This is a genomic window from Geotalea daltonii FRC-32, from assembly GCF_000022265.1.
Taxonomy (GTDB): Bacteria; Desulfobacterota; Desulfuromonadia; order Geobacterales; family Geobacteraceae; genus Geotalea; species Geotalea daltonii.
On sequence record NC_011979.1, the window covers coordinates 2,115,001 to 2,140,627 of the forward strand.

Sequence of the window (25,627 nt, forward strand, 5' to 3'; positions counted from 1 at the left end):
GTCGAAAGGGAAAGAGCCCAGACCGTCAGCTAAGGTCCCAAAATCTATGCTAAGTGGAAAACGATGTGGAAATGCCCAGACAACCAGGAGGTTGGCTTAGAAGCAGCCACCCTTTAAAGAAAGCGTAATAGCTCACTGGTCGAGTGGGTCTGCGCGGAAAATGTAACGGGGCTAAGCATAGTACCGAAGCTACGGATTCGTACCTTAAGGTATGAGTGGTAGGGGAGCATTGTGTAAGCCTGCGAAGGTCGATCGTGAGAACGGCTGGAGGTATCACAAGAGATTATGCTGACATGAGTAGCGAAAAACAAGGTGAGAAACCTTGTCACCGAAAACCCAAGGTTTCCTAAGTAAAGGTAATCTGCTTAGGGTTAGTCGGTCCCTAAGGCGAGGCCGAAAGGCGTAGTTGATGGGAAACAGGTTAATATTCCTGTACCACCTGTGAATGCGATGGGGGGACGGAGAAGGGTAGGCGATCCGGGTGCTGGATGTCCCGGTTTAAGCGTGTAGGCGGGAGAGAGAGGCAAATCCCTTTCTCCATTAACGCCGAGGCGTGATGACGAGAGCGTATGCTCATAAAGTCGTTGATCCCATGCTTCCAAGAAAAGCCTCTAAGCTTCAGTTCACAGGTGACCGTACCGTAAACCGACTCAGGTGGGTGAGGAGAAAATCCTAAGGTGCTTGAGAGAACACTGGTTAAGGAACTCGGCAAAATGATACCGTAACTTCGGGAGAAGGTATGCCCTCATCAGGTGTAGCGATACGCACGTGAAGCCGAAGAGGGTCGCAGAGAAATGGCGGTAGCGACTGTTTACTAAAAACACAGGACTCTGCTAAGACGTAAGTCGATGTATAGGGTCTGACGCCTGCCCGGTGCTGGAAGGTTAAGGGGATTTGTCAGCCGCAAGGCGAAGCTTTGAACCGAAGCCCCAGTAAACGGCGGCCGTAACTATAACGGTCCTAAGGTAGCGAAATTCCTTGTCGGGTAAGTTCCGACCTGCACGAATGGCGTAACGATTTCCGCGCTGTCTCAACCAGTGGCTCAGCGAAATTGAATTCTCGGTGAAGATGCCGAGTACCCGCAGAAAGACGGAAAGACCCCGTGCACCTTTACTACAGTTTGACAGTGACATTCGGAATAGCTTGTGTAGGATAGGTGGGAGACTTTGAAGCTGGCACGCCAGTGTCGGTGGAGTCAACCTTGAAATACCACCCTGGTTGTTTTGGGTGTCTAACCCAGGCCCGTCATCCGGGTCGGGGACACTGTCTGATGGGTAGTTTGACTGGGGCGGTCGCCTCCCAAAGAGTAACGGAGGCGCGCGATGGTTCCCTCAGGCTGATTGGAAACCAGCCGTAGAGTGTAAAGGCATAAGGGAGCTTGACTGCGAGACCAACAAGTCGAGCAGGTACGAAAGTAGGTCTTAGTGATCCGGCGGTTCTGTATGGAAGGGCCGTCGCTCAACGGATAAAAGGTACGCCGGGGATAACAGGCTGATCTCCCCCAAGAGTTCACATCGACGGGGAGGTTTGGCACCTCGATGTCGGCTCATCGCATCCTGGGGCTGAAGTAGGTCCCAAGGGTTTGGCTGTTCGCCAATTAAAGCGGTACGCGAGCTGGGTTTAAAACGTCGTGAGACAGTTTGGTCCCTATCTTCTGTGGGCGCAGGATACTTGAGAAGAGCTGTCCTTAGTACGAGAGGACCGGGATGGACGTACCTCTAGTGTTCCAGTTGTCACGCCAGTGGCATTCGCTGGGTAGCTATGTACGGAAAGGATAACCGCTGAAAGCATCTAAGCGGGAAGCCTCCTTCAAGATTAGGTATCCCTGGGTGTAACAACCCCTAAAGGCCCGTTGTAGACCACAACGTTGATAGGCTGGGTGTGTAAGCAGAGCAATCTGTTTAGCTGACCAGTACTAATCGGCCGTGAGGCTTGACCATAAAAATTAACTTCAAAAGGGGGGTGGCAACCCCACCCCCTAATATTAATCAATCTCTACTACTACAAATCAAATATATGCGATTGCCGAGATAAATAAACGGCAGTGAATAGTGATTAGTGAGCAGTGATGGGCAAACGTTTTTGCCAATCACCAATCACCAACCACCAATCACCGCCACAAGAGTTTCTCGGTGGCTATGCCGAGAGGGTCACACCCGTTCCCATCCCGAACACGGAAGTTAAGCCTCTCAGGGCCGATGGTACTGCACGGGTAGCTGTGTGGGAGAGTAGGTCGCCGCCGGGATTTAATTTGAAAAGCCTCAACTGTTCATTCAGTTGGGGCTTTTTTAGTTCTGGATTTTTTCTACCCATACCTTGCTTTCTTTCCTCGCCCTCACCTGTCTCCACTCCCTCTTATCCCGTTATCGCAATAACTTCCTCATATGTCCACAAGACCCATATTCGTTTGTCTTCTGTGCTGCTGCTAGCACCTGAATTCATATATCGGCTAAATCAAAGGGATATCAGGTGCACAGCACATGAGATACAGGGATCGTAAGCTCGTACCAACATCTCTAGCTTAAATTTCATTTCCTGCTCTCCTGCCCCTTCCGTGGCTCTTGCTAAAAAGAGAAGGTCCTGCTCGATGGCAGCTTGGTTTATGGCTGTGGGGGTTATGATGTCTGCGCCAACGCAATATCCCCTACTATTGAAACTGTAACTGTGGATGAGTACCCCTCTGGGTGCTTCAGTAATGGCTGTTCCTTCGCCCTTGGGTGATAGTATGCCGTCAGTCGCTGAATGCCCGTGCCCAGTTTGCAGAAGAGAATCAATTATTTCCATGGCAGACTCTACGGCAAAAACTAACTCGATTGCTTGGGCAAGGTTATTTTGCCACATGTCTCCATTAACAAGCTTTTTCTTTGCCTGGTCAAAGGCTTTTCCTGCCGCTTCTGTTAACCGTATGTTCATGTTCAGTCGGGAAAGGGCACCTACGGCAATATTTGTATCATCAAAATGGCTGAACTTGCCATTGGAATGATCATTTACGCTCTCTTTCAATGCAGATCTATAATCGGAACCTTTAACCGCTATTCCGGTGCTTGTGGTCAGCATGTCTCCGAAAAGTGGTGGCGCATTTTCATCTTTCACTGCCAGATAGACGGGAGGTGGCAGAGGTGGTCCCGGCGTTGCGAATGATGAAAAGAGTTCGACGGTGCGGATAGTATCGGAAAGTATTGATTTAAGGCTTTGCTGTAGACGGAGGAGGTCATTGCTGGCAATATGCTGCCCCATACCGCCGATCTTCACATTGATCGGATGAATCAGGCGGCCGCCAATAGTCTCCTGAATATCATTACCCACCGCTTTTATCCGCAGACCGAGCTTTAACAGGTCAGGTGCCAGTTTTGCCAGGTCTGCAAAACCCGCAGCATTGAAATGATCCGGCAGAGCAAGGCAGAATAAATGAAGAGCATGACTCTGGATGTGCCCTCCCAGGACAATAAGCTGGCGGTAAAGATAGGTTTCACTCGATACAATGATGCCGAAAGCTTTTTCCACGGCCATCAGAGCTGTGACACGGTGGATCGTTGAACAAAGAGAACAGATGCGACAGATGATATCAGGAATTTCCCGGAAATGCTTTCCCCGCAGGAGCACCTCGAATAGCCGCGGTGGTTCTACCAGGGCCAGTTCAACACGGTCCACATGGCTGCCATCCATAAAGACACGGACTACGCCGTGTCCTTCCACTCTGGTCAGCGGTTTTATTTCAATAATATTACTCATTGTTCCACTCCGGATAAAAGCGGCGCATCCTGCTCATGATCTCCTCTTTGCTGAAATCTTTTTCCAGAAGCAGAGCTAGTTCTGCGGCGACGTTCGCCTCGACGACCGGCCCTCTGCATCCTTCACAGGCAATGGAAACAGCGGGACAGCGGGCATTGCATCCAGACTGAATCAGCGGGCCCAGGCACAGTTCGTCTTTTTCCATGAGGAGACAGAGATTTTCACTGTTGCGGCACTCGGTGCAGACCGGGTAGTCTGGGAAAACCGGCAGGGTGCCGTGAAGGAGCGATGCAAGAGTAGCCAGTACCTCGGTTTTTTCCGGAGGGCAGCCGACAATTGTAAAATCCACTGTGACGAAGCGATGCAGTGGGCCAGGAGCAAAGGTCAAGAGGGAGTGCGCTGAATCTCCATAGACGGCCGCAGCAAGCTCCTTGCGGGACTGATCATTCTTCATGGCCGCGATCCCTCCCCACCTGGCGCAGGTACCAACGCCAATAAGCAAGCGGCTCCGATTTCTCAGGCTCAACAGGATCTCCAGGTCTTCTGGTGTAGAGACTGCCCCTTCGACAAATGCAGCATCAAGGGGTGAGCACTCATCTCCCCCGGACATGCCCAGGGAAAAATGGACGATACTAAATTTCTCGGCAACCTGGGGCAGCTCATCCTCGCAATTAAGCAAGGTAAGCTGGCAGCCTGAACAAGCCGTAAGACCGGCAAAGGCAATAGTCGGCCTCATATGGCCCCCTCGATGTCCTTGATCTCACTGTAGCGAAAGACGGGGCCGTCGATGCAGCAGAGCGATTGTCCGACTGCACAGTGCGCACAACGCCCGAGACCGCACTTCATTCTTCTCTCCAGGCTGAGCAGGATGCACTCGTCTCTAAAGCCCAACGACTCAAGCTCGCCGATAAGGCATCTATAAAGGGCTGGGGGACCACAGACGGCGGCATAACTCTTCTCTGCCATAATAGAGGTACCCCTCAGCAGATCCGGTAGTAGCCCGATGTTGCAGAGCAGCTTGCCGGCCTCATCTTCAGTGGCAAAATCAACTGTTAGCATGAGCTTCACATTTTTCTGGCAGGAAACTTCCTGCAGGTCTTCACGCAAAAGGAGGGCGGAGGGCTCCTTGGCGCCGTACATGAAGGTGATTGCGCCGAAGCTTTCCCGTCGTTCGACCAGATAGCGGAGCAGCGAGTGCAACGGCACTATGCCGAGACCGCCAGCCAGCAGGTACAGGTTATGTCCCTTCATTTCATGCACAGGAAAACCGTTGCCGAAGGGCCCGCGTACATAGACGAGGTCCCCCTCTTGCAGTGAATGGAGCTTAGATGTCACGTGGCCTGCTTGCCTGATGCAGAGCTCAAGGAGCCCATCTGATCCGGGACCATTAACAGGTGAGAACGGGGCTTCTCCAACCCCGGCTGCCGATACCTGCAAGAATTGGCCGGGGATGAAACTGAATCCACGGCAGGTTTCATTGTTGACAAATTGAAGCCGAAACAATTTGATGTCCGATGTCAAGGACTTCAAGCCGATGATCTTTGCTGGCGCAGGTATGTGAATCATAGGGTTTTCGGTCATTGATGCTCCACTAGTTCCTTTGCTCACAGAACAGCTCCAGAAGATCGATTCTGACCGGACACACCTCCCGGCACCGGCCGCAACCGACACAGGAGATGACGCCTCGGAGCGGGCCGAATCCATAATACTTGTGCAAAAAACGATAGCGGAACCGCTCCTGTCTTGTTTTTCTGAAATTTATTCCTCCGGTGACCTCACCATGGGCTTTGAAAAGACAGTTGTCCCACTCCTGGATACGTGTTGCCGTCTGTCCATCAAGGGCTCCATACTCTCGCACGTCCAGGCAGTAACAGGTCGGGCAGCAAAGGGAACAGGCGCCGCAGGAAAGACAACGTCTGGCGAAGTCATCCCAGAGGGGACTGTCATCAAAAGTCTCGTGCCTTTGCACTGCGCGGTCTATGTGTGCGGCCGTTTCTGCCGCTACTGCCGTTTTTCTCACTAGCCCGGTGATTTCTGTCAGATTGGTAAGTTCCGCAATAATCTCTGCCCCCAATTGGCTCCCTTGGAGGACAATAAAGCCACCTTCCCCTTTGGCCAGGAATAGGTCGTATGGCACCGATGATGACTCAATTCCCAGTTCGCCGCAGAAGCAAAATTCATCGGGCTTGCAGGAAATACCGACTAGCACAAGACGATTACGTCTGCTTTGATAGATCGGGTCAGGACGGTCTTCCAGAAAAACGCGGTCAAGGTAGGCGATGGAGGCCAAATCGCAGGCATGGAGACCGAAAAGTACAGTTCTTTCATTAGGTGGGGTTGCCTGAGTATAGCCGCTACCAGATTCAAACTGCAGTATTGTTGTTTTTGGAGGGAGAAGGTATTTTTTAGGGGGGAGGAGAGTGCGATGGTAATCCAGGTTCAGGTCGAAAATAGAAGAAACAGGATTGAAAGATAATACCCCTTGGCGGTTGATGGTTGGACCATGAAGGGTACCAATCTGCATCAGGTCGGATAAAAAATCTTCCAGTGACTCACTTGCCAGAAATTTATCTGCCACACGACCTCCGCGTTACCTTTGCAATTCTAACGCTAATTCGGTGGCAGACAACTTTTTTATGGGATGGGAAAACTATCGGCGAGCTTCGTCGTACAGTGAGTCGGCCTGTTTTTCATCTACCTTTATGCCTTGCTTGTCCAGAAGCTGCCCGGTTGTCAGCCAAAGTCTGGTGATGGAGTTGTTGTAATCCACCAGTGCACGAATCTGGTTATTTTGAGCTGTTACCAAATCATTTTCAACGTCGAGCACATCCTTGGTCGTGGCGAGTCCTGCCTGGTTCTTCTTGATGAAGGCGTTTAGTCGTTCTTCAGCGAAAGCTCGGCCCCGGTCGGTAACTTCCAGCTGTTTGAAGCTAGCCCTGAGCCCCCTTATGGCCGTCCGTACCTCGTTGGCAATATTGGTTTCGATTGCTTTCAGCTGGGTTCGCGTCTGCTCCAGTGCCAGCTTGTTTTGAATATATTCATTCTCCGCCGCGCGGTTGCCGAGGGGATAGGACAACTGCAGACCAAGCCCCCATACCGGATAATCGGCGGAGCCGATATTACTGATGCCGTTGGAATAGCTTCTATCGAGGCTCGTCAGGGAGACACTGGTTCTAAAGGTCAGATCTGGGAGGGTGCGATTCCTCAGGGCTCGTGTCTGCAGTTCCCTGCTTTTCAGGTTGGCCCGCTGGGTCTGTAATTCCGGGCGTGTGGCAAAGGCCAAGGTCAGTGCCTCGTCTTCCTCTACGGTAAGCTCCTGTTTTGTGGGAGTGTCGGTGGGTATGATTTCCTGGTTCCCTTGCAACTGCAACAGCACGCGAATAAGGTCCATCTCATCATTCAGGGCCCGTTGTGCATCGATGATATCTTTTTCCCTGGTGGCAACTCCAAACTCCGCGTTGAGTATCTCCATGGCCGGCAGTACCCCTGCTTTAACCCTTCCCTGGGTATCTGACAGGATCCTCTGGGCCAGAGTAAGGGATACCTTTTTTACTTCCAGGTCTTGCCTCAGGCTGTAAAGCTTGAAGTACTCGTTCAGTACCTGGGAAACGGTGTTATTGAGCCTCGTCCTGAACGTTTCCAGTGAGCCTTCCTTGGCAAATCTGGCGACATTGATGGCCAGCTCTGTGTTCTCTCTGCCGAAGTTCTTCAAAAGCGGCTGGTTCAGTGAAAGGACAAGGTCCGATTGGTAGTAGTTGGTGAGAGTCCTGGTGGCATCAAAATTGTTGTTGTACCAGATGTTATTGAAGCCAATTGCCACTGTGCCCCCTGTGGGGATAAGCTGACTGACTCCGGCATTGAATTCAAAGGACTGCTGCTTGGTGATATCGGTCCCTGTAATGACTATGTTTGATGGTGTGGTGGTGGAGTTGTTGTAATTGACCAGGGCATTTAACAGGGTATCGTAAATGCCTGCGTTTCTCCGTATGTCGGCCTCGGCAATGGCAGGATTATAGAGCTCGATCTTAACGTCCAGGTTGTTTTCAGCCGCCCGTTTTATGGCGTCTTTCATGGAAAGACTCAATGCTCCTTCTTCGGCTGAAGCCATACCGGCAGCAGCACCCAGATAAAAGGAGAAAAGAATGGTGAGTGATATTTTAATCTGGGGTCTCATGATGATTCCTTTTTGTTCTGTACCGAGATGCAGCAATGCAATTAGTTGCCACGTCAAGCCCGATGACAAAAGGTCATTTTTATCGATTATTCAGGCAACTGTAAAGGGGATTTTTATGAAATGAAGCTAAAGTTTTAATCTATAAAAACCGAGTCTTCTAGTAGGGCTGGAATCGGTTGGAATTTCGCCAAAGGATAAAAATGGATCGACAGGGTAATGCCAGAGTAATAACTGCCAAGATATCTGGAAGCTACCTTATTGTTGGGTGCCTGTGGATATTATTTTCGGATATGATTGTGACAGCTATCGTCAGAGATGCCTCCATGATCGCGCGTCTATCCATTTTCAAGGGTCTTGCCTTTGTTGTCGTCACTTCCATAATCCTTCACTGGATGGTCAGCCACTATATTGACGAAATCAGCCGCTCACGGGACTTTTATCTGAAAATATTTGAAGACTTTCCCGCTCTCATCTGGCGGGCCGGTACTGATGCAAAATGCAATTACTTCAATAAGACTTGGCTCAAGTTCTCCGGTCGGACCATGGAGCAGGAGTTGGGGGATGGCTGGACAGAGGGTGTGCACCCCGAGGATTTTGATCGCTGCCTTAACATCTATCAGGATTCTTTCAAGAACCGCATGCCATTCGTAATGGAGTACCGGTTACGACGTGCAGACGGAGAATATCGCTGGATAATCGATCATGGCATGCCGTTTTATGATCTTCGTGGCCAATTTTCCGGCTACATCGGTTCCTGCTATGACATCAGTGAAAGGAAGGCGGTTGAAAGGAGGCTGGAACATTTATCTGCCCATGATTCCTTAACGGGCGTAAATAACCGCAGTTTTTTCGAGGCAGAAGTGGCAAGAATTTCGGCAGCCGATGTCTTCCCTGTGAGCATCATTTCCTTTGATCTGGATAGCCTGAAAGTCGTCAATGATACCTGTGGTCACGCGGCGGGAGATGAACTAATCAGGGCCACCGCCCAGGTACTGAGAAAGGTGATACGTTCCGGGGACACCTTGGCCCGCGTTGGTGGCGATGAATTTGTTCTGATTATTCCTGGGGCAGGGCGGGCCGTAGCTGAAGAAACGGTCGATCGCATCAAGGCAGCCTTTGCTTGCCACAACCTTGAGAGACACAGTCATAAAATCAATATCTCACTTGGTGCGGCAACGGCAGAGAGTGCGGAATCATTACAGGAAGCGCTCATTGAAGCTGACCGGAACATGTATCGTGAGAAGTTCGCCCATAAAAATGAGCAGTTAGAAGGGTTTTTATAAAAAGCTGTAGGACGCCAGATGCTTATCTTCTCCCAGATTGAACCTTGGGGAGACTGCGAATCGGTGAAATAGAGATGCTGGTCAAGCGAAATGCTGATGCGTCGGGTTATTGAATGTAGGCATCTTTGAAATGGCCAATTGTGACGTATTGTGTCGTATTTCTGTGGTTAACTGTAGAAAACCATGGAGGTGCCGCATGATATATATCACCAATGATAGTTTAGGCCAGGCGGTGTATCTTGACCTGCACGAAAGGGCGCCGCGCAAAAGGACGGGTGGAGTGGAGCACATCTTCGACGGTCTTGTCGGTAATGGCGTGACGGAAGTTCCGGTAAGGGTAAGAAGCTGGCAGGATTGCCTGGAAATAGCCTTTGGCGGCAGCCGTCTCTTTCAGCTGGTTGAGGAAAAGACAGTCCGCAGGATTATGGGGGACGTGGTGCGGGAACTGGTAGTTCCCTAACGATTCTTGGGGAATAGATGGATAAGGTGGAGGAGCAAGCTCAGCTGAATATTTTCCTGAAGAGCCCCTTTTTATCGGTTTCACGTTTTTCGGCGATCATATTCAAGCCCTTGCGGGCATTGCTTTCCTTAGGATTAATTTTCAGTGCCTTCTGAAATTCTCCCTCGGCGAGCCCTTCACGTCCCTCATCCATGAGCATCCAGCCCCTTAAGGCATAAGCCTCTGCGTTTTTCTCGATTTGCAGCGACTTGGCGAGGAGCATCTTTGCTTTTTCCAGTGACGCCTTTGAGCTGCGGTTGGCCGGATTCCTGTAAATGGCAAGGGCAAGCAAGGCGCAGTGGCTTGCATTGTCCGGTTCAAGGGTGTAGGCATCCTGAAGCGCCTTTTCCGCATTCTCGAACTCCCCCATTTCCATAAAGACGCTTCCCGACTGAAACTGGATCCTTGCCTGGAGCCTGTCATCCTGCTTTCCGTCAAGGCCCAGGGTGGTATCGGCATTGAGCATCTCGTCGTAGCGTTCCTTGGCCACTACACTGGAGAGTGTGTTGTAGGCATTGGCATAATGGGAGAGAATATCCTGGGCGATATTCATGGTCGTGCCGGAAAGTTCCATGAACTTTTCCGGTGAATACTGGCGGGTCTTGGCAAAATAGGCTTCTTTCAAGGCATTGAAGCTGAATGTGTTCTGGCTGAGCCCGAAGATTTCGTAGTAGTTCTTATTCTGGATGCCGGCATACTCTCGCTGGACAGTCTGTTCGAAATTTATATCTTCCGAGGAAAGCGGCGCCGCCATGCCATCGGTGCCCACTACTAGTTCCAGTGTTTCCGATACCTCTTCCACCAGATCGTCGAAACCGACAGCTGGTTCATCGGCGGTTTTGACCTCCTCCATTGGGCGATTGAACAGGTTCCTCTGCACAAAATCGGGTTCTTCATCTGCCGACGGAACATCTCGGAAACCCAACATGCCCATGGCAAAGAGAAAATAAAAAAATGCGGCCGCTTCGCCGGGCGTTTCGGCCGCGGCAACCAATTCCTTCAGGGGGCGCCGTGCGGCCAGCTGCTGCAGGAAGTCGATTTCTTCCCGGCGAAGCGTGAGCAGGTTGGTGAGGCGAAAAAAGAGCGAAGTTCTGAATGGGTACTTTCCGCCATTGACCCTGATAAACTGTTCCCCTTCGAAGGGGATGCTGTTTTCCCTGGCTGCCTGGCATAGGAGACGGGGCATCGACAGGGGGGCCAGGGGAAACTCCGTATTCGGTGACGGTTCCTCTCGGAAGCTGAAACCTGTCGTCTCCCGCAGGGCGGAAATAATTGCCGCGGTAAGAAAAAGCCGTGATTCCTCGACCAGATCATCATAGGTGAGAAGGCCCGTGTGGGTAAAGAAAAGCCGTCCCTCGCCGGAACTGAGGAACAGGTTCAGGTCGTCGACGGTTATTTTCCCGGTGGAGGTCAGAAAGGAAGCAAAACCGCGTTCCCCCTTGGATATGAATGAAATTGGCTCCCCATGGAGAAATATTACGCGGACCCCTTGGGGTAGAGAGAGCGTGCCGCTTTTTCCGGTTTCATGGATGCCAAGAATCTTGCTGAAAAGATTCCGCGCCTCTCCAATCTCTTGAACATCTGTCAATGATGAATGCACCGCGTTCAAGAATGCCTGCCTGGAGAAGGGCTTTTCCAGGTAGTGACGAACTCCCAGTTTTTGCGCCCCCAAAGCATATTTCTCTCCCCTGTATACACCGGTCATGATAATGACGGGTAATGATGCCAGTTCAGGTGATTTGCGCAGCCTCTGCAGCACTTCAACGCCGCTCAGTTCCGGCAGTTTCAGGTCGAGGAGCAGGAGATCCACCGGGCTTGAAGCGAGTACACGCATGGCTTCAGTCCCGGTCCCGGCAATGATCGTTTCCATACCTTGTGCCGCAAGAAAGGTCTGCAGCATCTGCGCCAGTGCGGCGTTATCTTCTGCCAGTAATACTCGGGTAGTCATTTGCGTATCCCGCCGTTTTCCCGGATGTTGGGGGAGCGGATTTGGATGAGGATTTAAGGTATCGGTTCACCGCCTGGTTGTGCTCTTCAAGAGTGGTCGAAAAATGATGATTGCCGTTTTTTTTCGCTACGAAATAGAGATAATCTGCAGGTGCCGGATTGAGGACCGCCTCTATAGCGGCGCTGCTGGGATTGCCGATGGGCCCCGGCGGCAATCCCTTGATCATGTAAGTGTTGTACGATGATTTGCGCATGATATCCTGCTTTGAGACGTTGCCGGCAAATGCCCTTACTCCGTAAACTGCAGTGGGATCGCTTTGAAGGCGCATCCCCATTTTAAGACGATTATGAAAAACAGCGGCAATCAGGGGGCGTTCTGACGGATCTATAGCCTCTTTTTCTATCATGGAGGCCATGGTGAGGACCTTGACCTGATCGAAGGGATGCCCATTTGCCCTGTCGGCGAACCTGGTGGAGTATACTTCATGGAACTTCTCCACCATTTGCTCTATCAGGTCCTTTTCCGACATGCCCGGCACAATATTGTAGGAACCTGGATAGAGGTAGCCTTCAACGCTCAAGCCCGGAATGTTCAGGTCGTGAAGCATTTTTTTGTCACGGCACTGTTTGAGAAAGGATTTTTTGCTGAAGAAGCCTTTTGCCTCCAGCATTTCAGCGATTTGGAAAGTGGAGTAGCCTTCGGGTACGGCAAACAGGCACCGGTAGACATCCCCTGTAGCCAGCTTGCCCAGTATCTCTCCGGGGGACATGCCGTCGTTGAATTGATACGTGCCAGCCTTTAACCTGGCATCAAGGCCGCGAAGCCTGGCATAAAGTGTGAAAAGGCGTGTGCTGGAGACCAGTTTTCTTCTATGGAGTTCTGCAGCTATTTTGCCGGGAGTCATTCCCGGGGAGATAGTAATCATTTCAATAGTTTTGCCGCTGCCTGCGGGATTGCCGGCAAAAAATCCCAGCCGCAGCATCGGTAGCAGCAGCAATAGCAGGAGAACCGCTGGAATGCGGTACTTTTTCTTCTTTTTTAAAAAGTTAAATTTCATGTCCCAGTGTCTTGCATTTTTGTGGCTACTGCCCATAAAAGGCCAATATTCAGCCATTTGTAGGTTATATTAGCCTTTATGTCAAGGCCAAAAGCCTATATTTTACTATGGCATCCCTGGCGATACGAGCCTGCTCGTCACCCCGGATATGCCGACGGCTGCTTTATTGACTTAGCTGTTTACATGGTGTAACCTGCTCTGCTAATTAGTTTTACCGGGAGAGGACCGTTTTTCTTGTTTATCTCAGGTTGCAAGCCCTGTTTTGATGGCGAAATTGGCGAAATTTTCATAAATAGCAGGTTTTGCAGCGGGAAAAGAAGAGTTTAACCGTACTCGGACACTGGCGGATCTTTGAAAAGGCTTGATCCTGAAAATGTGCATAATGCGCTGACCATTGATGTGGAAGACTGGTATCACGTCAGCAATTACGAGGCGAAGCCGGTTTTACCTCCAGGGTCCAGGCGGGTGCGGCAGAATGTCGAGCGTATCCTGGCAATTCTGGCCGAGTACCATATCAAGGCCACCTTCTTCATGCTCGGCTCCGTCGCCGAAGAGGAGCCGACTCTGGCTGGCGATATAGTCAGAGACGGACACGAAATTGCGTCCCATGGATATTCACATACACTGGTGCCTCGGTTGGGGCCGAACAGTTTCAGGGATGAAATTAGACGAACGGCGGAAGTAATAGGCAGGCAAACCGGCTGCAAGCCTGTCGGTTTCAGGGCGCCCCAATGGTCCATTGGTCCAGGGACCCCTTGGGCAGTGGATATCCTCCAAGAGGAGGGTTACCTGTATGATTCCAGTTACAATCCGCTTCCATTTGTGGGTGACCGAAAGGGGCCTCGCACTCCTTTTGCTATTGCGACCACGGGAGGCAGTATTGTCGAGGTGCCGCCCATGGTGACACCTTCTCCCATCGGCAACCTCCCGACCGGTGGTGGATGGGGATTCCGATTTTTCCCCTTGGGTTTGATCGCCCATACTGCCAGGAAACTTAACAATGGGGGAGTGCCTGCGGTTTTTTATCTCCATCCTCGGGAAATGGACCCATCCGGTCCGCGCTTGAGCCTTCCGCCCCTGAAATCCTTTGCCGCATATGGAACCAGGAGCGACGCCGAGGGCCGGCTCAGGCATCTTCTGCAATCACTCAAGTTCTGTACCATGAGGCAGTTGGTGGAAAAGTGGGAAGCTGTATAATTATTCCGGCCTATAATGCCGAAAAGACAATTGTTGCCGTGGTTACGGAAGCACTGTCTTCAGGTTTACCGCTGCTGGTAGTCGATGATGGCTCCATGGACGCGACTGCCACCTGCATCAAGGGTTTGCCGCTCAATCTCATCAGCCATCGCCGTAATATGGGTAAAGGCGCCGCCCTGAGAACCGGGTTCAACTGGGCGCTGATGCATGGATTCGAGGGAATTGTGACAATCGATGCGGACGGTCAGCATGACATTTCCGCCATCGGTTGCCTGATTGAACATGCCAAGGGGAACAATCTTGATATCCTTATAGCATCGCGATTTTCCCAGTTTAACCAAATGGCGGGGTTGCGCAGTTTTTGGAACCGGTTTGGCGTGTGGTGCATGAAGAAGCGGACCGGTTTTGAAATAAGCGACAGCCAGTCCGGCTTTCGCTACTATTCCGGTCATCTGCTGCGCAGCATCAATCTTGTCTCAGAAGGCTATGACCTGGAGATGGAAATACTGATGAAGGCCTGGCGTGGCGGGTTTACTATTGGTTCCATCCCGATAGCGGCGCGCGTGGCAGATGGGCGCGCTACAAGCCATTACAGACCGGTACGCGATACCTGGAATATCTGTATGACCTTTTTGCGATACATGCGTGCTTGAAAACGGACTTAAGGTTGGGAAAACCCTTATAATCTTTAAATAGCTTCATGAAGTGGGTGAACATGCTCCAGAGTTTGAAAAACTACTCGACAGAAAAAATAGTTTCTTTGCTCCTTTCGCTGGCGACCAATTCGTCCAATGAAAACCTGGCCAGGATGACTTACCTGATGGAACTGATCCCGAAAAAGGATTATTACAGGGATCGCATCAGATGGATGCGCCAGCTGCTTCGTGACAACCATCCAAGTATGGAGTTTCCCCGCCGCATCCTTCGTGATTTGCATCCCAATCAGCGGGATAAATGGATCACCAATCTTGCTGTCAACCATCTGCTCTCCGGAACCAATAAGCGGAAAGCCTGGGCCGACCGGGAAGGCTACTATCCCCCTTCGACAGTTGTGATCAGCCCGACCATGAAATGCAATCTTTCCTGCTACGGCTGCTATGCCGGTGACTATCAAAAGTCCCTGGAGCTTTCCCTGGAAGAGATCGACTCGGTGCTCACCCAGATGAAGGAAATGGGGGTGTATTTCGCCGTTATTTCCGGGGGAGAACCTTTCTTCAAGGATGATATATTCGAGATATTCAGGAAGCATTCGGATATGGCGTTCCTCGTCTTCACCCACGGCGGGTTGATAGACGAGGCTATGGTGGAGCGACTCATAGAGGTCGGCAATGTCATGCCCGCCTTTTCCCTTGAAGGCTATGAGACCGAGACCGATGAACGACGCGGCCCTGGCCACTTCAGGAAGGTGATGCACGCCATGGATCTGCTGAAAAATGCAGGGCTTTCATTCTGCGGCTCCTTTACCCACACCAGCAGGAATACGGATATTATTACCGATGGCAGTTATATTGACATGCTGGTTGAGAAGGGCTGTTTTGCCCTCTGGCTTTTTTCTTATGTTCCGGTGGGGCGTAACCCGGATATGGCCTTGATGCCTGCCCCGGAACAGCGAGACCTGATGCGGCGAAGGACAGCCGATTTCCGCGGTTCAAAGCCCATGCTGATCATCGATTTCTGGAATGACGGGCCCATCATCAGCGGTTGCATTGCCGGTGGCCGTAAATATTTCCATGTCAATGCCAATGGCGACATCGAACCCTGCGTCTTCTGCCATTTTGCCGTGGACAACATCCGCCGCACTTCAATAAACGAGGCACTGAAATCGCCACTCTTCCGTAAGATCAGAGAAAAGCAGGGCAGCCACGAAAACCTGCTGAGACCTTGCATGCTGATCGATCATCCTTATGTGGGGCGTGAAATGTTTGCCATGGAAGGCACCTACTCCACTCACGAGGGGGCAGGTGAAATTTTCACCGACCTGGCGGGGGACATGGACAAGTATGCTACTGATTATGCCAGGATTGCCGACCCGACCTGGAAAATGGAATTTACTGCTGAAGCAGGAGAGACAAAGCGGGCCGGTTCTGTAAAAGCATGAATGTCCTTTTGGTAAACCCGCCATCAACAGGAGTCTTTACCACCTTCGGGGTCAGTCTGCCGCCCATGGGGCTGCTCTACATTGCAGCGAGCCTTGAACAGGCCGGTCACAAGGTACAGGTTATCGATCTGCAGTGTGAACCGTCGGATCTCGATCCCTTTCATATCAAAGCAGCAGATGTTGTCGGGATCACTTCCGACACGACTCGCATCGAAAAAGCCATGGAGATTGCACGGCAGGCGGCAGCCATAGGCCGTCCGGTAGTTATGGGTGGCCCCCATCCGCAGTTCATGGCAGAAGAGATCCTTCGTACCGGTCATGTGCATTGCATAGTGAAGGGAGAAGGTGATCTGACCTTTCCCCGGTTGCTTCAAAACTTGGAACGCCGTGAAGACCTGGCCGAGGTTGAGGGCATAATCTTCCGTGACGGGAAGAAGCTGGTGGAGACGGCCAACGGTCCAGTTCCCGACCCGGAACTGCTTTCTTTGCCCGCCCGTCATCTCCTGGATCTGGGCAAGTACAGTGCGTCCCTGAACGGTATTCCCCTTACGCCAGTAGTGACCAGCCGAGGCTGCCCCGGGGCATGTTCTTTCTGTTCCTCTTCCTCTTTCTTCGGGCGCCGCTGGCGTAGCCGCAGTCCGGAATCGGTGCTGGCAGAGCTCGACGAGGTGTATAACCGCTACGGCTTCCGTGCCGTTGCCTTTGTCGACGACAACTTCAGTCTTTCCCCGGAGCGTGTCATTGCCATTGCCGATGGAATCCGCGCTCGCTCCTATGATCTGCAATGGTGGAACTTCTCCCGCGTCGATAACATCGTCGGCAACCCGCAGATGGTGCAAGCCATGGCACAGGCCGGGTCCAAAACGGTCTTTCTCGGCATCGAGAGTGCCGATGACGAATCATTGAAAACACTGGGGAAAGAGAATCAGGGGGAGGCAACCGCAAAGGCGGTAAAGCTTTTGCAGGAAAATGGCATCGAGGTTTTTGGCAGCTATATTCTCGGCCATCTCAATGAGACTGCCAAGGATGTGGAGCGGACCATCCAGATGGCGGTTGACCTGAACACCAATATTGCCCAGTTTTCCATCCTGACCCCATATCCCGGCACCCCCCTTTACAGGGAATTAAAGGAGCGGATATTTCTCAAGCGTTGGAAATTCTATGATGCTCTCCACCTTGTCTTCCGCCATCCGCGCATCAATCGACATCTGCTTCAGTTCTTGCTGATCAAGGCTTATCTACGGTTCTACCGGCGATCGAAGAAGGCAAAGGACGATTTCAGGGACTATGGCAAAACCCAGGATTTCAGCCTGAAGAGGATGTTGACCTGTGCATATGATCTTTTTTTCTAACAGGCGGATGAACAGCTTTGCTTGAAGAAGGCTTCCCTTGGCGCTATACAGTAGTTTGAACCTGTTTTTCATAAGACTCTTTACCGTGCTCGTCCCCAGATTCATGCACCCTCCCTTTGCCATCTTCTGGGGCGGGCTTTTTTACCTGCTTCTGGCGGAAAAAAGACGGGGGATCAGGTCCAACATCAGGATCATCACCGGCAGTCGGAACGTGGAGCTGCTTGTGCTGGCCACCTATTACAAGTTCGCCCGCAACTGGTGCGATGTGATGCTGATGATGAGGTGGCGTGGCTCTAAACTGCAGTCGCTGATCGGCAGGAGGTCGGACGGCGGTCCTCTCGACGCAGCGCTTGCTGCAGGGAATGGCGCCATTCTCATTTCCCCGCACCTGGGTAACTGGGAGCTGGGGGGGCTGGGGCTTGCGGACATGGGGTACACCCTGAATGTCCTCACCTTCAGGGAGCCGGATGAGAAGGTAAACGAGTTGAGGGAGCAGGTCCGGCTTGAACGGGGTATTCGCTTTATCTATGTGGACCGGAACGATACGTCGCCGCTGGCGGTGATCGAGGCGGTCAACGCCCTTCGCCGTAACGAGATACTTGCTTTGCTTGGAGAGCGCGATGGCTCCTCCCATACCATGACCCTCGATTTTTTCGGCAGGCAGGCTTCCATTCCCGTTGGCGCCGCTTATCTGGCCATGGCCAGCGGAGCGCCGGTCATCCCCGTTTTCGTGCCTCTGGAGGGGAATCACTACGCCACTATCATGGAAGCACCCATTTACTTCAGGGGAGGGCATGCCGACCATGCCGGGTCCATCGGGGAAGGGACAGAGCGCATCCTGAGGGTTTTTGAGAAATACATCAGAATGTACCCGGACCAGTGGTACAATTTCTTCGACTACTGGGGCAGGGAAAATATCAACAAGGAAAAGGGTTTATAGATGTCAGAAGAATTGATCGACCAAGTGAAACAACTGATTATAGACAGCCTCCGCATCGAGGGGATGGGGATCAGCGACATCGAGACGGACGCTCCCCTGTTTGGCGAAGGGTTGGGGCTCGACTCCATCGACGCTCTGCAACTGGTGGTAGGGATGGAAAAGGCATTCGGCGTTGTCGTCCCTGATGCAGAGACCGGCAACAAGGTTTTCCGCTCCGTCAGGACCATGGCAGAATTCATCGCGGAACACCGTAAATGAAACTGCTTCTCATCTCTCCAGGCTGGCCCAAGGGGAGATTGTGGGGCGAGCTGGGGTTCAAATTCCCATCCCTTTCCCTCGCAGCCATTGCCGCAGCTACCCCGCCACACTGGGAGGTGGCCCTGTGCGACGAGAACGTGGAGCCCCTTGATGTTGCCGGCCATGCGGATCTGGTGGCCATCACCGCCATGACTCCCCAGGCGCCCCGCGCCTATGAGATTGCCGACCAGTTCCGTGCCAGGGGCATAAGGGTTGTGATGGGGGGCTTCCACGCCAGCAATCTTCCCGATGAGGCGCTTCTCCATGTTGATGCGGTAGTCGTGGGCGAGGGTGATCTGGTCTGGCCCCGGCTGGTATCTGATTTTGAAAGGGGAACCCTGCAGCCCGTTTATCGCCCCGACGCCATGCTGGACATGGCGGATCTGCCGGTTGCCAGGCGGGAGATCTTTGCCGGCAAAGGCTATCTACTCACAAACACACTCCAGACCACCCGCGGTTGCCCCTTTGACTGCGAGTTTTGTTCAGTTACCGCCTTTTACGGCAGAAAATACCGGGAGCGGCCGGTGGAGCAGGTACTTACCGAACTTGAAGTGCTGCGCAAGCAGAATTCCTTCGCCTTTTTCGTCGATGACAATCTGGTGGCCAACCGCCGCTATGCCCTGTCCCTGTTCTCAGCCATGAAAGGAATGGGATTCAAATGGCTTTCCCATGCCCCCATCGACTTTGCCGGTGATCCCGAACTAATGCGAGCGGCCGGCGAATCCGGCTGCATCGGCATGTTCGTCGGCTTCGAATCGCTAAACCAGGAATCGCTGGTGGCGATGGGCAAGGTGACCAACCAGGCCACATCATATCTTGAGCAGGCCAAGGTCTTTCGCGACCACGGCATCGGTATTCTCGGCTCATTCGTCCTGGGTTCCGACGGTGATACTCCCGCCATCTTCGAACCCATACTTCGTTTCTGCGAAGAAGCCCGTATCGAGGCTGCCATCTTCCCCATCCTAACTCCCTATCCAGGAACCAAGGTTCGTGAAAGGCTGGAAAAAGAGGGGCGCATAACTTCCAATGACTGGCGCGATTACGATATGGGGCATGTGAATTTCATTCCGCGGGGCATGAGCGCAGCCGAGCTGCAGGCTGGCCATGACTGGCTCAACCGGTCGTTTTATTCCTTTTCTTCCATGTACCGGCGGATTTTCAAGCTGCACCGATCGGTGCAGGTCTTTGCACCGATGAATTTCGGTTTCCGGAGCGCCATCCGGCGCACGGCCAAGGTTATGGGGTAGGCTGATGGATTGTTTCATGTTCCCTGGACAACCACTGGCCCGAGGCGCCGCTCTGCCCCCGGATGAGGGCTTTACCACAATTGCGGAACTGGTGAGGCAAAAGGCCGGCTTCGACTTGCTCACTTCCAGCTGGCTTCGAGAGGCGAGCACCGAAAATGTCGGCCTCCAGCTCTATGGCGTAGGGATGAGTCTGTATATGAACCGTAAAATGCGGTCTGCAGGGATTCAACCTGCTGTGGTCGCTGAACACAGCATGGGAATTTATCCGGCACTGGCTGCGTGCTCTTCACTTCCCGAGGCAGAGGTAATTGAACTTACCTGGCGTGTTGGCGCATGCCTGGCAGAAATGGGCAAAAACCGGGGCTTTGCCCTTGGCTGCATCATCGGCTTGACCTGCGAGCCGGTGTTGGCCATTGCCGGTAACAGTGGCACTCATCTGGCAAATCATAACACTTCCCGTCACTTTCTTCTCTGTGGCACGAAAGAAAATATTGAAACAGCCGTTGCCGAGGCCCTTGCCCAAGGAGCCTTTTCGGCAAAAGTCTTTGATTGCGACGCGCCCCTTCACACTCCTCTCATTTCTGAGTTGGAAACACCGTTGCGGCAGATATTGGCCGATTACAGCTATGCTGAGCCCTGCGGAGTTCTCATTGATCACCTGGAGCAGAACCGATTAAAGGCAAAAGACCTGCCCGATTTCATGTTCAGACAGCTCTGTATGCCGGTTTACTGGGAAAGAACCTACCGTGCCTTGGTTAGTATGGGGGCAAAGAGATTTCATGAGGTAGGGGCAGGCGAGGCGCTGAAAAAGTACAACCGCTGGATAGCCAGTGAAACTGACCAGAAATGAGAGTGCGGTGAATTTCCACGAGACCTTGATCAAAGTGCGCTTCAATGAGGTGGATGCTTACCGGGTTGCCTGGCATGGCCATTATGTGGCATGGATGGAAATAGGACGCAATGACCTTGCTGAACGCTTCGATGTGGGTGTGGAGCAAATCTCCGATGCAGGGTTCATGGCGCCGGTGGTGGATCTCAGCATCAAATACAAAAGACCCGCCCGCTTCGGCGAGGAGCTGCGCGTGCGCACGAGAGTGAAGCGCACCGAGACGAGCACTCTCGAATTTACCTGTGATATTGTCGGCGAAGATGGACAGCTGACCGCCTCGGGAAGGACCGTGCACGTCCTGACTGACATGAATGGGGTCTTGCAGTATACCTTGCCGCCGGTTATTGCCGAGAGGCTTGAAAAGATGATGGCGTTTCTGGGGGTGTGATGGATATCCTGCTGATCTCAGCCAACAGGGAAAGGACCCCGTATCCGGTTTTCCCTCTCGGTCTTTCCTATCTTGCCGGCCCGCTGGCCGAACGGGGACACCGCTTGAAGGTCCTTGACCTCTGCTTTGCCGATGATCCTGAATCTGCTGTAAGTACAGCTCTCGACGAGTTCACTCCCGATGCAGTGGTTCTTTCCATCAGAAACATCGACAACGTCACCTTTCCCGGGAGCCGTTCCTATCTGCCCGGGGTGAAAAAGATCGTCGACATCTGCCGCGGCAGGGTGCCGGTTATCGCCGGCGGTTCGGGCTTTTCCATCATGCCGGCGGAGATTCTCGCCTACCTGGATGCGGATTACGGCGTGGTCGGCGAGGGAGAGGAAATCTTGCCGGAACTGCTGACATGCATCTCCGATGGCTTGATTCCCGAGTCCCTGCCGGGGGTGCTGGTCAGGGAAAAAACCGGTTTCTTGCCCGCCAGACTCATCCAGAGCATAAGACCTGCCGAGCGCGGCCTTTTCCCGCTGGAACGGTACTACCGCGAAGGGGGGATGGCCAACCTCCAGACCAAGCGGGGCTGCCCCTTTTCCTGCATCTACTGCACCTATCCCCTGTTGGAGGGGAGGGCGATCAGGGTGCGGCCGATCGGCGACATCATCACCGAGATCAGATCTCTGGTGGAGGGCTTCGGCATCGGTTACATCTACTTTGTCGACGATATCTTCAACTACCCCCCCGAATTTGCCGAGGAACTGTGCCAGGCCATGATCTCCGAGAAACTTCAGATCAACTGGACCGCCTTCATCAACCCGGCCTTCATAACACCATCCCTGCTGCAGACAATGATTGCCGCCGGTTGCGACGCCGTGGAATTCGGCAGTGAATCGGGTTCAGCCTCGATGCTGCGCAATCTCGGTAAATCGTTTACCGTCGATGATCTGCGCAACTCCTCGCGCCTGTGCCGGGAAGCAGGGGCGGATTTTGCCCACTATATTCTCTTCGGCGGACCCGGTGAGAGCGAAGCAACCATCGACGAGACTTTTGCCCTGATGGACGAGCTTGAACCGACTGCCGTCATTGCCATGACCGGCATCCGTATCTTCCCCGGCACGCCATTGCACGCTTCCGCCCTGGCCGACGGCACCCTTGCTGCGGAAACATCCCTGCTGGAACCCGTTTTCTATATTTCGCCTCCCATCCGGGAGACCCTCTGCCAGATGGTCACGGAGCGGGCACTGGCCAGAAAGAACTGGGTGGCGCCGGGGCTGGAAATCAACATGAGCGATGCCATGCTGGAGGCCCTGCGCCATTTTCCGGTGCGGGGACCGCTGTGGAAGCTGATGAAAAGACTCGGCCGGAGCAGGATCAGGCCCATGTCGGCAACCGTCGTTGAATCTGCCGTCTGAATGGAGCTTTTATGGAATTCAAAGACAATATAGTCGTCATCACCGGCGGCACCAGGGGTATCGGCAAGGCGATCTCCCTCCATTTCGCCCGGTTGGGAGCACAGGTCACGGCAGCTTACCTGACGAATGAAACAGCAGCGGCTGCCCTCAAGGAAGAGTCCGCCGGTCTTGCCGGTGCCATCACTACGGTGAAAACCGATGTTGCCACTGCCGACGGCGCCATGTCACTTGTGGAGTCAGCGGCGGCAGCCACCGGTTCCATTGATATCCTCGTCAACAACGCCGGCATCATCCGCGACTGCTATCTTCCCATGATGTCGGAAAATGACTGGGACGCCGTTGTCCGCGGCAATCTTTATCCCCTTTTCCATTGCTGCAAGTGGGGGGTGAGAAAGATGATCGCCAACCGGCGCGGCGCCATCATCAATCTTTCCTCCGTTTCCGCCTTAAGCGGCACGGCCGGTCAGACCAACTATGCGGCCAGCAAGGGAGCCGCCATAAGTTTTACCCGTTCCCTGGCCAGGGAGGTGGGGCCGATGGGCATCAGGGCCAATGTTGTGGCTCCGGGGCTGATCGAAACGGAAATGACCGCTGCCATGAAGCCCGATATGGTTGACAGAATCGTCAAGTCCTCTTCCCTCGGGCGTATCGGCAGGGCGGAAGAGGTCGCCGGGGCGGTTGCCTTTCTTGCTTCGGAACAGGCTTCCTATATAACCGGCCAGTGCCTGGTGGTGGACGGGGGAATAGTCTGAAAAGGGCTTTCCTGCGCCAAAGAAAAGCTTTATTTATTGTTCCTTTTCCGGTTAAAATGGCATTTCATTAGCGAACAAGTTAGCCAGATGCCACGAAGAGAACAATGGAAAGAAAAAGAATAGCAATAACCGGATTGGGCGTTTTCGCTGCCGCCGGCAAAGATATAACTTCCTTCACCGATGCCCTTCTTAACGGCCGATGTGCCATGGGTCCCATCGACCTTTTCGATGTAAGCCGCTTTTCCTCAAGGATCGGTGCCCAGGTTCCAGGCTTCAATCCCCTCGACTATTTCAGCGCGCGAAATGCGGCAAAGCTTTCCCGTGCCGACCAGTTCGGCGTCATTGCCGCCGGTGAAGCTTTGGCTGACAGCGGCGCTTTGCAACATTACTCACCATACGATGTGGGCATATCCATGGGCGCAGGCTCTGCCGGCATGCTTCATGCCGAGCAATGGCTGAACGAGACCATCGCCGGCAGCAATCCGGACCCATCTCTTCTGCGAGGCATACTCCCCGACCGCACCTCCACGGCCATTGCCGAAACATATGGAATCGGCGGCTATCAGGGAAGCATCACCACTGCATGTTCTTCATCTGCGAACGCCATTGGCTGGGGTGCCGACCTCATCGCCTCCGGCAGATTGAAGGCAGCCGTGTGTGGCGGTTCGGATTGTCTCTGCATATTGACCTTTGCCGGCTTCAATTCCTTGAGAGTTATCGATCCGGAACCCTGCGCCCCTTTCAGCCTGGGGCGGCGCGGCATATCCCTGGGAGAGGGGGCTGCTTTCCTTGTTTTAGAAGAGGAAAACGCTGCAAAAGAGCGCGGCGCAAAGATCCATGGTTATGTGCTTGGTTATGCAGTGGCGGGAGAGGCCCATCACATGACCGCTCCCGCACCGGACGGTGTCGATGCCTCCGAACTCATGGCTGCCGCTTTGAAACAAGCCGGTGTTTCAACCGCGGATATCGGCTGGGTAAATGCCCATGGCACCGCTACGCCTCTCAATGACGTGGTGGAGACCAAGGCCATGAAACTGGTATTCGGCGAGCGGGCCAAGGATGTGCCGCTGGTTTCCACCAAGGCCCTCACCGGCCACTGTCTCGGCGCTGCCGGGGCCATTGAAGCTCTGGCCACCGTGATCGGCCTGAGAGACGGCTTTATCCCCCAGACGCTCAATTTCAGGGGGGCAGACCCTGAGTGTGACCTTGACTATTGCCACCAGGGGTTAAAGGCGAGCAATGCCACGCTGGCGCTCTCCAACTCCTTTGCCTTCGGTGGAAACATAACAAGTCTGGTGCTCGGTAAATGAAGAATATTGCCAAAGACATAGTAATTACCGGCATGGCGGCCATTTCTGCCGCTGGTGTCGGACTTGATCCCCTGGTTACTGCATTGGGAGAAGGCAAAAGTCTGCTCAAGCCGATCCCGGCAGATATCGCCGGTTCGGAGGGCTACCTGTGGGGTAAAGCTGACGCCTTCAAGGGGGGCGATTTCATGCCGCCCCTCAAGGCGCGGAAATTTGACCGTTGCAGTCTTTTTGCCGTTGTTGGCGCCGGAATGGCGCTCAAGGATGCCGGCATCGACCGTGGCACCATAGATGCCGGCAGAATAGGCATTGTCCTCGGCTGCGGATTCGGCGGCATTGCCAATTCGGAGGAATTCCTGCGCGGCTACTTCTGCTCCGGTGCAGAAGGTCTTTCACCGATGCTTTTTCCCAACACCGTTCCCAATGCCCCGGCCAGCAATGCCTCCATCGAAAACGGCCTCAAAGGCCCCAATGTAACCTTCGTTCAGCGTTTCTGCTCGGCCGAATCGGCTTTCATGATGGCCTGCCGCTTTTTGCAGGAAGGGCGTGCCGAGATCATTCTCACCGGCGGCGTCGATGAGCTGACCACTGCCATGGTCAGGGGATTCAAGGCAGCTGGACAGTTGAGACGCCATGGGGCCGGTTTCGGCGAAGGGGCCGGTATTCTGGTGCTGGAAAGGGGCGACCACGCCCGGGGGCGTAATGCCGTGATCAAGGGGCATGTGGGAGAAGTGCGGACCATTGGCCGTTTGATCCCGGGCCTTGAGGCCGAAGGGGCGGACCGGCTGCTTTCCGGAGTAAAAGATATCAAGCTGGCAGGGCTTTCCGGAACAGCAGTTGCCGAGAAGACTCTGATGGAGCGGTTGCCCGCTGTGGAACGCCTTGAAACCGGTAACATCATCGGGCGGGCACTTGGTATGGGGGGGCTTGCCATGGCCGCCCTTGTCCTCTCCCTTCCACAGGAGGCTGCCGGCCTGCATGTGGCGGCCTCGCCGGAAGGACCTTACTACGCCATTGAATTAAGTGGAGGATCGCCTGTTTAATTCAGACCCCTCCCAGTA

At 53.4% G+C, this 25,627-nt stretch carries 22 protein-coding genes and 2 rRNA genes (1 of these 24 cut by a window edge); 17 read left to right on the top strand and 7 right to left on the bottom strand.

Annotation, left to right across the window (positions count from 1 at the left end):
* Both GEOB_RS09415 and rrf read left to right on the top strand, forming a co-directional pair.
* Positions 1-1,940, top strand: a 23S ribosomal RNA gene (locus GEOB_RS09415); it begins 1,018 nt to the left of the window's first position.
* Between the two features lie 188 nt (positions 1,941-2,128).
* Positions 2,129-2,245, top strand: a 5S ribosomal RNA gene (gene rrf, locus GEOB_RS09420).
* Positions 2,246-2,454: 209 nt separating this feature from the next.
* Here the strand turns inward: rrf and GEOB_RS09425 are convergent.
* The 5 genes from GEOB_RS09425 to GEOB_RS09445 all read right to left on the bottom strand — a co-directional run bounded on the left by GEOB_RS09425 (position 2,455) and on the right by GEOB_RS09445 (position 7,906).
* The gene (locus tag GEOB_RS09425) at positions 2,455-3,732 is read right to left on the bottom strand and encodes a Ni/Fe hydrogenase subunit alpha (protein WP_012646977.1); all 1,278 of its coding nucleotides are present in this window, start codon (positions 3,730-3,732) and stop codon (positions 2,455-2,457) included.
* On the bottom strand, positions 3,725-4,468 hold the full coding sequence (locus tag GEOB_RS09430) for an NADH-quinone oxidoreductase subunit B family protein (RefSeq protein WP_012646978.1): 744 nt from the start codon (positions 4,466-4,468) through the stop codon (positions 3,725-3,727). The genes GEOB_RS09425 and GEOB_RS09430 overlap by 8 nt, the downstream gene beginning before the upstream one ends.
* Positions 4,465-5,313 carry an FAD/NAD(P)-binding protein gene (locus GEOB_RS09435; protein ID WP_012646979.1) on the bottom strand — a complete coding sequence of 283 codons (849 nt, stop codon included), beginning with the start codon at positions 5,311-5,313 and terminating at the stop codon, positions 4,465-4,467. The genes GEOB_RS09430 and GEOB_RS09435 overlap by 4 nt, the downstream gene beginning before the upstream one ends.
* A 10-nt stretch (positions 5,314-5,323) precedes the next feature.
* Positions 5,324-6,310, bottom strand: a complete 987-nt coding sequence (locus tag GEOB_RS09440) for a 4Fe-4S dicluster domain-containing protein (RefSeq protein WP_012646980.1) — start codon at positions 6,308-6,310, stop codon at positions 5,324-5,326.
* A gap of 72 nt (positions 6,311-6,382) precedes the next feature.
* A complete protein-coding gene (locus GEOB_RS09445) occupies positions 6,383-7,906 on the bottom strand; it encodes a TolC family protein (protein ID WP_012646981.1) in 1,524 nt (507 codons plus the stop codon).
* 323 nt (positions 7,907-8,229) lie between these two features.
* Here GEOB_RS09445 and GEOB_RS19320 point away from each other — a divergent pair, with 323 nt between their 5' ends.
* Both GEOB_RS19320 and GEOB_RS09455 read left to right on the top strand, forming a co-directional pair.
* Positions 8,230-9,189, top strand: coding sequence for a sensor domain-containing diguanylate cyclase (locus tag GEOB_RS19320; RefSeq protein ID WP_195892569.1), 960 nt, complete (start codon positions 8,230-8,232; stop codon positions 9,187-9,189).
* Positions 9,190-9,385: 196 nt separating this feature from the next.
* Positions 9,386-9,649: a hypothetical protein gene (locus tag GEOB_RS09455; protein ID WP_012646983.1), complete on the top strand. Its 264-nt coding sequence runs from the start codon at positions 9,386-9,388 to the stop codon at positions 9,647-9,649.
* A 40-nt stretch (positions 9,650-9,689) separates the two neighbouring features.
* On the opposite strand, the gene GEOB_RS09460 is transcribed toward GEOB_RS09455, so the two are convergent.
* The gene (locus GEOB_RS09460; protein ID WP_012646984.1) at positions 9,690-11,636 is read right to left on the bottom strand and encodes a response regulator; all 1,947 of its coding nucleotides are present in this window, start codon (positions 11,634-11,636) and stop codon (positions 9,690-9,692) included.
* Positions 11,605-12,693, bottom strand: coding sequence for an endolytic transglycosylase MltG (mltG, locus tag GEOB_RS09465; RefSeq protein ID WP_041267113.1), 1,089 nt, complete (start codon positions 12,691-12,693; stop codon positions 11,605-11,607). The genes GEOB_RS09460 and mltG overlap by 32 nt, the downstream gene beginning before the upstream one ends.
* A 351-nt stretch (positions 12,694-13,044) precedes the next feature.
* Between mltG and GEOB_RS09470 the strand changes: the two genes are divergently transcribed.
* The 13 genes from GEOB_RS09470 (at position 13,045) to GEOB_RS09530 (ending at position 25,609) form a co-directional block, all read left to right on the top strand.
* Complete coding sequence (locus GEOB_RS09470; RefSeq protein ID WP_012646986.1) at positions 13,045-13,890, top strand: polysaccharide deacetylase family protein; 846 nt, start codon at positions 13,045-13,047, stop codon at positions 13,888-13,890.
* Positions 13,875-14,543, top strand: a complete 669-nt coding sequence (locus GEOB_RS09475; RefSeq protein ID WP_012646987.1) for a glycosyltransferase family 2 protein — start codon at positions 13,875-13,877, stop codon at positions 14,541-14,543. The genes GEOB_RS09470 and GEOB_RS09475 overlap by 16 nt, the downstream gene beginning before the upstream one ends.
* Before the next feature lie 62 nt (positions 14,544-14,605).
* The gene (locus GEOB_RS09480) at positions 14,606-15,988 is read left to right on the top strand and encodes a radical SAM protein (protein ID WP_041267456.1); all 1,383 of its coding nucleotides are present in this window, start codon (positions 14,606-14,608) and stop codon (positions 15,986-15,988) included.
* On the top strand, positions 15,985-17,340 hold the full coding sequence (locus tag GEOB_RS09485; RefSeq protein WP_012646989.1) for a B12-binding domain-containing radical SAM protein: 1,356 nt from the start codon (positions 15,985-15,987) through the stop codon (positions 17,338-17,340). The genes GEOB_RS09480 and GEOB_RS09485 overlap by 4 nt, the downstream gene beginning before the upstream one ends.
* A gap of 37 nt (positions 17,341-17,377) precedes the next feature.
* Positions 17,378-18,280, top strand: a complete 903-nt coding sequence (locus GEOB_RS09490) for a lysophospholipid acyltransferase family protein (RefSeq protein WP_012646990.1) — start codon at positions 17,378-17,380, stop codon at positions 18,278-18,280.
* Complete coding sequence (locus GEOB_RS09495) at positions 18,281-18,538, top strand: phosphopantetheine-binding protein (protein ID WP_012646991.1); 258 nt, start codon at positions 18,281-18,283, stop codon at positions 18,536-18,538.
* Positions 18,535-19,824 (top strand): B12-binding domain-containing radical SAM protein, encoded by a 1,290-nt coding sequence (locus tag GEOB_RS09500; protein ID WP_012646992.1) that lies wholly within the window; start codon positions 18,535-18,537, stop codon positions 19,822-19,824. The genes GEOB_RS09495 and GEOB_RS09500 overlap by 4 nt, the downstream gene beginning before the upstream one ends.
* 4 nt (positions 19,825-19,828) lie before the next feature.
* Positions 19,829-20,674: an ACP S-malonyltransferase gene (locus GEOB_RS09505; protein ID WP_041267114.1), complete on the top strand. Its 846-nt coding sequence runs from the start codon at positions 19,829-19,831 to the stop codon at positions 20,672-20,674.
* Positions 20,655-21,101, top strand: a complete 447-nt coding sequence (locus tag GEOB_RS09510; RefSeq protein ID WP_012646994.1) for an acyl-CoA thioesterase — start codon at positions 20,655-20,657, stop codon at positions 21,099-21,101. Before GEOB_RS09505 ends, GEOB_RS09510 begins: the two co-directional genes overlap by 20 nt.
* Positions 21,101-22,507 (top strand): lipid biosynthesis B12-binding/radical SAM protein, encoded by a 1,407-nt coding sequence (locus GEOB_RS09515; protein WP_012646995.1) that lies wholly within the window; start codon positions 21,101-21,103, stop codon positions 22,505-22,507. Before GEOB_RS09510 ends, GEOB_RS09515 begins: the two co-directional genes overlap by 1 nt.
* 11 nt (positions 22,508-22,518) lie before the next feature.
* On the top strand, positions 22,519-23,259 hold the full coding sequence (locus GEOB_RS09520; RefSeq protein ID WP_012646996.1) for a 3-oxoacyl-ACP reductase family protein: 741 nt from the start codon (positions 22,519-22,521) through the stop codon (positions 23,257-23,259).
* 104 nt (positions 23,260-23,363) lie between these two features.
* Entirely contained in the window at positions 23,364-24,569 is a 1,206-nt protein-coding gene (locus tag GEOB_RS09525; protein WP_012646997.1) for a beta-ketoacyl-[acyl-carrier-protein] synthase family protein, read from the top strand.
* Positions 24,566-25,609: a beta-ketoacyl synthase N-terminal-like domain-containing protein gene (locus GEOB_RS09530; protein WP_012646998.1), complete on the top strand. Its 1,044-nt coding sequence runs from the start codon at positions 24,566-24,568 to the stop codon at positions 25,607-25,609. Before GEOB_RS09525 ends, GEOB_RS09530 begins: the two co-directional genes overlap by 4 nt.
* Positions 25,610-25,627: the final 18 nt, after the last annotated feature.